Genomic DNA, 7,834 nt, shown 5'->3' with positions numbered 1-7,834 from the left:
AGACTATTCCCTTTTACTCAAAAAATTTCTGCCATCTCTGGCAAAATCTGATCCAGTTATATTCCGAAATTGTGGAAAAATATTGAGGCTTTACCTACTAGCATTGGTGGTAACTTTCCTATCTCTATCAAAGGCAAAAATTTTCACATTTGTAGTTAACTAATTTCCTAAATTTTAACTTTTAACTTTTTATTACTAAATTCTTCCTTTCCTAAATAAAACGAATAAACCAACGCTCCTTAAAATTCACACCTGCTAAAGCTTCATACTCTGTCAAACTTCTGACATTTCCTAACCCATAAATTCCAAAATCTTCTGTTGGAGTTTCCATTCCCAAAATCTGACGAAAACGAGACTCAGACACCTTATTTTGCACCCACCAATCTTGATGATCTTCCCAATGTACAACCCGTTTTTTACCTGTATTATAAAAATGCCAACAAACACTCAGATTAGGATGATAAATATCCCATCCCCTCGTCCAAGCTTTAGCAGCAAATAATACCTCTTCTCCAGTAAAATAAATCTCGGGGTCGTAAGGTATTTCCTCAATAATTTTCCCCTCAGCAAAAATAAATCCAGCCGCAACAAAAGCTCCTAATTGTGGAATGCTACATTTACTCAAATCCCCTATTCCTCTTAAAGTCAAAGTACCAGGATCTCCAAATTTATTTGGCTCTAACCGACTCGGTGTATCCCCAACCAATTCTCTCGGAGGTTTGTAAGCAGGAGGATAGGTACTCAGAAGCGGTTTTTCACTGGGGCACATTTTCAGCATTTTAATTAATTCCACATCCCACCCGGGCAAAAATCTCATGTGGGCATCAATTTGTAGAGTATATTCCTCTTTTTGCCATAACTTCTGCACCAAAGACCTCGCCCAACCTACACCACGAGCTTGAGCAGCAGTAACTACAATAATACGACAATTTTTTATACCTTTAAGTTTACCAATATAGTCCTTTTCCTCATCCGTACCATACTGCCAACAAATGCCAAAAGTGAGACGTTCGGGATGAGTAGCGTGGGCGATCGCCTCTTCAACAGTAGGAACCAATTCTAAATCGCGATAGGCAACTATTTGAATAAAAATACTATCCATAAAATATATTTTGAATCATTTTATCTAGCTCTTAAATGCTACCTATCTTAAATAAACATCCGTAGGCTCACAAGTGACCATACTATCAAGTTGATCTAAATCACTAAATACACAAAAATTTGTCACAGTATCTGGTTGACTAGCTTCACTGAAATTAGTCTATCAATCATCAGATGATGTAGATATATTAAATAATTGATTGACATTCAGGGTCTTTACTTAGATAAAATTATGGAAGCTATCACTAATTATCCGATAAATGTTAGTTCTGAAATACCTAGTCCTATTGAATGGGTAGAAGAACATTACTCTATTGCCAGTTTAATAGATACTCTCGCAGATCAACAACATATATTTTCTCATGGATGTCTATTCCAAGGTAGTGAAGATGGAGAATTAGTTATTGATGCTAATCTGAAAGATACTTTGCGAGAGGAATATGGTCATCAAAATTGGGAATATTTGGAAAAATATTTACTCAGTAATTAGTAATTGTTGAACAGATACAACAGCTATAGCAATCTCATAAGTATTCAGCTCTCAGCTCTCAGCTCTCAGCAATTTAGTTATCGAATCATTGTTATAGATCGGGGGAATTAGTATTGAGAGGTTGAGGAATAATTAAAAGTATCAATAAAATTTTATACTGTAAGCATTGCTTCTTCTTAATCCCAAGTTGAAATGAAGTTGGAAGCTAGTCAGATTACCAGAATAACGACCCCATCCGCATATTTAAGACAGATAAATTAATTAATTTTATAATTCTGTGCAACTAAAATTGGTATAAAAAGCACGCCTAGCTGACTGCTAATAGCTGAATGCTTAAACAATCTTATTTTAATTGTGAGAAATTGTAGATTTTTAGACAACAGGGGAACCATAAAAAACTTTATCTAATAGTAGGAAACTACTTAATAAAGAACATATACCTACTTAATAAAGAACATATACTTAGAATTTTAGGGAGTAGGGAATAGGGAACAGGCCAAAAATATTCTTTCCATTAATTGAGCAACATTAACCTGGAATCTGCTGTATCTTCTAGACTTTTCAAGAATAGTCAAATTCTTACATTTGATTCGTGATTGCTATACATTATTTATTCCAACTACTAAAATCAAGAGTAGATGTGAGTTTTCAGCCAGGAAATATCAAAGAAATTTTCAATAAGTCTACTTTGAAACTTTGGGAAAGATGATTTTGAAAATCCCAACAATAAGCAGATTTTTTTAGGTGACATTCCGATTGCTAAAAATACAAAAGTTAGCTTCTATTTGAGTCAAGAGTAGATGTGACTTTTCAGCCAGAAAATGTCAAAGAAATTTTCAATAAATCTACTTTGAAACTTTGGGAAAGATGATTTTGAAAATCCCAGCAATAAACAAATTTTTTTAGGTTACCTTCCGATTGCTAAAAATACAAAAGTTAGCTTCTATCAATCCCAACTTCAAGACAAAATTTCCGGTAACCCTACCTTTCTTAATTCAACAAACTTACCCTGAAAATCTACAGCTCGATCCTCCCCAACTCGCCTTGCTTCTGCCAATTCCCGACGCATTTCTGCCCGCTCCATTTTGTCAGAAACTCCACCTAATATATAGATCAACAATCTCATCGCTAAATCTCTACCAGCTACCGACATTCGCTTCCGATTAAAATCATATAAAACCCCATACCAAATTGAGTCAGGAAATTCTATTCCACTCAAACCACCATCCACATCATACTTATTTAATTTCTGAAAAACCTCTTCCAGATAAAAGCCTTTTTTATATATTAAAATCCCCAGAGCTTCAGCAAAAGCAATTTGCCCAATAGGGCGGAATAAAACATGACCTTCTCCTGGTTTTATCTCAAAACTAAATCTTCTTAGTTCCGGAGTTTCAGAACCATTTTCTAATCTCAAATAACTAGGTAAACTAGCTAAATAATCCCAAAATTCCATAAATTCTTTCACCCCCTCTTCTAACTCTTCTTCTTGGGGTCGCATAGGAATTAAACCTCTATCTGAAGGTTTCCAATAAGGATAACGAGGTTTTAAATATCTTTCAGACATTTCTTGCAATGCTTGAAGAGTTGTTAAAACAGTAGACTTAGCTGCCACAGTTGCACTATCCCAATTTACTCTGGGATTTCTACCATCTCTCTCCTTTAAAATAGGATGATAAATTGCTATTTTTCTCGCAACAATAGCAAACCCATCATCCTCATTTAATAATGCTAATTGCCCTTTACTTAATTTGACTGCTGTTAGATTTACATGAGCAAAAACTGACCTAACTCTACGTCGCGCTTGTGCTCTTGTCTCTCCTTCTACTACTGCTGGAATAAATTCTATTCCTATTTGTTCGTAAGCTAATTTTTGTAGTTCTGGTAATTCAATATGATGAATTTCGGTTAAATCATCAATAGTAATTGCTGCACCTACTGGTTTCTTTTGTTTGTTATATCTTGGTAATCTGCCAGTTTTGATTAATTCCATTAATCCTTGAATTCCCATCAGTCTATGTTGACCGTCTAAGGCAAATACTGCTACTTCTAAACGTAGGTCTAATAATCCTACTTTTCCCTCTGAGTCTAGGGGTAAAAAATCAGTGGCGGATTTATTTGCTTCTCCATTTTTATTCCATTCTTCTGCTTTGGGGTTATCTACCCAACTAGGGCTAATTACTACTAATACTGCTGGAAATTTATGGGCTTTTCTTGTTGCTAAATATAGGGTTAATGGAGCTTGACGAGACCAGTCTAAAGGTCGTTGTTGAATTTCGTCTATTGTTTCTGCATCTCGAATTATATTGTCGGTTTCCATGTCAAATTTTTGTCGAAATAATGGTAGTTGGGAGGCAAAACGTACACGACTATCTAACCATTCTAGAGTAACGGAACCTATGTAAGCTTCTGTATTTCCCATCATGGTTTTTTGTACTAATAATCTGTCATCTTTGCCTATATGTTTGTCTAATAAGATGGCGATCGCTTCTCTTTCTCGATTATCGTTTTCTAAAATTTCTTTTGCTATTTCTGATGTGGGTTTATTGGTCTTTTTCATAGCTGATTTTGGGAAATATTTTTAATAATTTTTGAAAATTACTATATATATAAATTTTTGTAACCAAATGTTTTTAAAAACATTTGAGTTATTATAATTGTTATTGTAAGGTAATTGTTTCTATATCATATACTATTTATTATGTCAATATAAACTAGTGGGACATGAGGGATGAATATTAATTTCTTTTTTTACTGTCAAAATAATAAGCATTCAGCTATTAACAGTCAGTTTTTAGAGAGCATAGTGTTTGAAGTCAAAAGTCAAAAGTTAAAAGTTAAAAGTTAAAAGTAAGATTTTATAAACTTAAAACTTTTCGCTGCGCGACATGAAAGACAGGCTCAGTAATTTCAGGAAATTATTTCACATTTAAAATTTGAAACTATTTGTTTGTGACATCTTGAAAGTGAATTGGTATCAATAGGTTTGAATATCAGCTATTTAAGATGACGACTGCTATAGTAAACAGTTTATTTCTTCCTGTAAAAAAGAGGGATGAAGAACTTATTTATTTTGTAGAAGTACAACATTAGAGTATCAGGTATTGCTGAGAAACTAATCAAGTAAATTTTGTAATTTTAAAAAGGAGTAATCAGAATAGTTATGCTAAATTTAGTTTTGGTAGTTATTTGAAATTTAATCTGGCATATATATTTAGTTAATCTGCTGGTGTATGACAAATAAATACTGAAAATATAGATGTTTTAGCTAGTGCTATAAATGAGTGAAAATCAAGAATTAAACAGGAAAAAAAATTTAGCATACTACTGTCAACGTTTTACTGAACTTAAGACAAGTCAAAAGCTTGGTCCTAAAGCCGAATATAAACCCATCTTGATATTATCTGTGATTGATTTGATTACACAAGGTTTAATCAATAAGAATCAGATCGATGTATCTGAGGAATTAATTAGTACCTTCAATAAACATTGGGATATTTTATCTTCTGGTATTTATAAAGGTAAAAATCGTTTACACCTTCCTTTTTATTTTCTAAAGAGTGAAGGATTCTGGCATATTGAGTCTAAAAGTAATTCTTTAAAGCAGCCAAGTTCCGTTAAAAAATTGAAAGAGGTAGTTGAGTATGCCAGTTTAGACCTAGAACTTTTTGAACTACTGCAAGACCAAAATAATAGAAAAGAATTAATAGATGTACTCATTGCAACTTGGTTTTCAACCAATCAAAAAGATATTAAAGAACTTATCGTAATTAATGAAAGATTCCAAAAAGACGATGATCAGGAAAAAAGTTCAATTAATTTATTAAACCAACAGCAAAAACAACCTAAATCATATCTCAGAAAATCTGTAGTTAGAGATGGTATTTTTCGTAAAGCAGTTGTACATACCTATAACTATAAGTGTGCTTTTTGTGGAATGAAAGTTACCATGTCGATAAAGCAAAACATTGTAGATGGAGCACATATAAAACCATTTGCCAAATTTTATGACAATAGAATAGATAACGGCATATCACTGTGTAAAAATCATCATTGGGCATTCGATAAAGGTTTATTTACTATCTCTGATGATTATGATTATAAAATTATCGTTTCCAATAACTTTCAAGAAGAATCACCAAATTCTAAACCCATGAAAGAATTTAATGATAATCAACTTTGGTTGCCAAATGAAAAAAAATATTTTCCTAGAATAGAAGCCTTACAATGGCATCGTCAGAATGTATTTATATCATAATTATAGAAAATTAATTTGTAAGTATTCAGTTATTAGCGGTAAACTATCAGCAATAGAAATGAATGAACTAAAAATTAATTGAACTTATACTACATTTTTAACTAGATAATTGAAACACAAGAACAAATAGTTGGAGTTGTCAACCTATACAATTAAAAGTAATCAAGCTGATGGCTGAAAGCTGACATTAGACAGCTAAATGCTTACATTCATTTTACTGAATTTTAGGATATTTATAAATATGAAAGCTATACAAAAATCTTTATTCCCAGAACGCACAACTGCTGAACTAATCAAAGATATAGAAAAGCTAACTCAAGAAATTATTGAACTATATTGTCTTGATGAAATTCCTTGGGTTGTAGGATATTCTGGAGGAAAAGATAGTACCGCAGTTTTGCAACTTGTATGGAATGCGATCGCTACTTTGCCAGTCAAAAAAAGAACCAAAAAAATTTATGTCATTACTACAGATACACGAGTAGAAAATCCTTATGTTTCTGCTTGGGTGAAGCAATCTCTCAAAAACATCGAAAGAACTGCCCAAAAACAGAAAATGCCAATAGAACCTCATCTTCTACAACCAAATTTTCAAGAAACATATTGGGTAGGTTTAATTGGCAAAGGTTATCCCGCACCTCGCCTTAAATTTCGATGGTGTACAGGACGTTTAAAAATTGAACCATCTAATCTTTTTATTCGGAATGTTGTACGAACTAATGGAGAAGTCATCCTAATTTTAGGGATTCGTAAAGCTGAAAGTCTTAACCGCGCTAAAACCATGAAAAAACTAGAAGAAAAAAGAGTTAGAGAACGTCTGAGTCCTAATGCTAATTTACTTAATTCTTTAGTTTATTCTCCTATTGAAGACTGGCGAACTGATGAAGTTTGGCTATATTTAATGCAATGGGAAAATCCTTGGGGAAATAGTAATAAAGATTTACTAGCAATGTATCGAGGTGCAACGGAAGATAATGAATGTCCGTTAGTAGTTGATACCTCTACTCCTAGTTGTGGAAGTTCTCGTTTTGGATGTTGGGTTTGCACCTTAGTAGATAGTGATAAATCTATGTCAGCAATGATTCAAAATGATGAAGAAAAAGAATGGTTACAACCTTTAGTAGACTTGCGTAAAGAACTAGATATTTTTGACCGAGAAAAAAGAGATTTTCGGCGAATTTGGGGTACAGTTCAACTATTTGAACGGAAAGTAGATAGTGAAGTTTCTGTAGAACCAATACCGGGTCCGTACAAAAAAGAATGGCGAGATACTTTACTAAGAAAACTGTTAGAAGCTCAAACACAAATTCGTGAAACTGCACCAGAAAATATGCGAGACATTACTCTCATTTCTTTGGAAGAACTGAGTGAAATTAGACGGATATGGTTAGAAGAAAAACATGAGTTTGATGATAGTTTACCTCGTATATATGAAGAAGTAACAGGAGAGAAATTTATAGACTGTCGCCCCGGTGCAGGAATAAGTCTTTTAGGTAGTGATGAATGGTCAGTATTAGAAGAAATATGTAATCAGGATGAGATGCACCTTGAACTTATGGCAAAACTGTTAGATACAGAACGGCAATATTATATTAAGTCTCACCGATATAAGATTTACGAAAGTCTCGAACAATGTTTTGAAACAAGTTCTCGTTCCAAGGAAGAAGCTATTCAAAACGCTCATAATAAAAGAGACCTCAAAGAAGCTGTCGAGCGAGGAAAAGTTTCAGAGAAAATTAAACAATTGAGTTGGGCAAATATGAAGTTTTCTCCTCAAAGTTCGGCAAATATTGAGGAAAAGTAAGAAATAATTTTCTTGTTTAGTAAACCTCTCTTTTTATTTTTATTAGTCTAAGTCAGAGTCAAAAATTCTGTGTTGCTTGAGATGAAAATTCTATTGGTTCAACTTATCTCCTACTGGAAAAATTCAAAAATGACTAGGAACTGATGAAATTTTATCTAGTAAATTCATCTGTGAAAAATCT

General features: G+C 33.1%; 5 protein-coding genes. 3 read left to right on the top strand and 2 right to left on the bottom strand.

The window, feature by feature from the left end:
• Window positions 1-211 precede the first annotated feature (211 nt).
• Window positions 212-1,102 carry a GlcNAc-transferase family protein gene (locus ACP6PM_RS35365; RefSeq protein WP_426591544.1) on the bottom strand — a complete coding sequence of 297 codons (891 nt, stop codon included), beginning with the start codon at window positions 1,100-1,102 and terminating at the stop codon, window positions 212-214.
• 231 nt (window positions 1,103-1,333) lie between these two features.
• Between ACP6PM_RS35365 and ACP6PM_RS35360 the strand changes: the two genes are divergently transcribed.
• Window positions 1,334-1,591, top strand: a complete 258-nt coding sequence (locus ACP6PM_RS35360; protein WP_426591543.1) for a hypothetical protein — start codon at window positions 1,334-1,336, stop codon at window positions 1,589-1,591.
• Window positions 1,592-2,549: 958 nt separating this feature from the next.
• On the opposite strand, the gene ACP6PM_RS35355 is transcribed toward ACP6PM_RS35360, so the two are convergent.
• Entirely contained in the window at window positions 2,550-4,151 is a 1,602-nt protein-coding gene (locus ACP6PM_RS35355) for a DGQHR domain-containing protein (RefSeq protein WP_426591542.1), read from the bottom strand.
• A gap of 720 nt (window positions 4,152-4,871) precedes the next feature.
• On the opposite strand from ACP6PM_RS35355, the gene ACP6PM_RS35350 reads away from it, so the two are divergent.
• On the top strand, window positions 4,872-5,849 hold the full coding sequence (locus ACP6PM_RS35350) for an HNH endonuclease (RefSeq protein ID WP_426591541.1): 978 nt from the start codon (window positions 4,872-4,874) through the stop codon (window positions 5,847-5,849).
• 241 nt (window positions 5,850-6,090) lie between these two features.
• Window positions 6,091-7,653: a DNA phosphorothioation system sulfurtransferase DndC gene (gene dndC / locus ACP6PM_RS35345; RefSeq protein ID WP_426591540.1), complete on the top strand. Its 1,563-nt coding sequence runs from the start codon at window positions 6,091-6,093 to the stop codon at window positions 7,651-7,653.
• Window positions 7,654-7,834: the final 181 nt, after the last annotated feature.

It is taken from the genome of Dapis brunnea BLCC-M229 (assembly GCF_050015995.1).
Lineage (GTDB): Bacteria > Cyanobacteriota > Cyanobacteriia > Cyanobacteriales > Microcoleaceae > Trichodesmium.
Note: the sequence above shows the minus strand (reverse complement) of the source record. Positions and strands in the feature narration are given on the sequence as shown.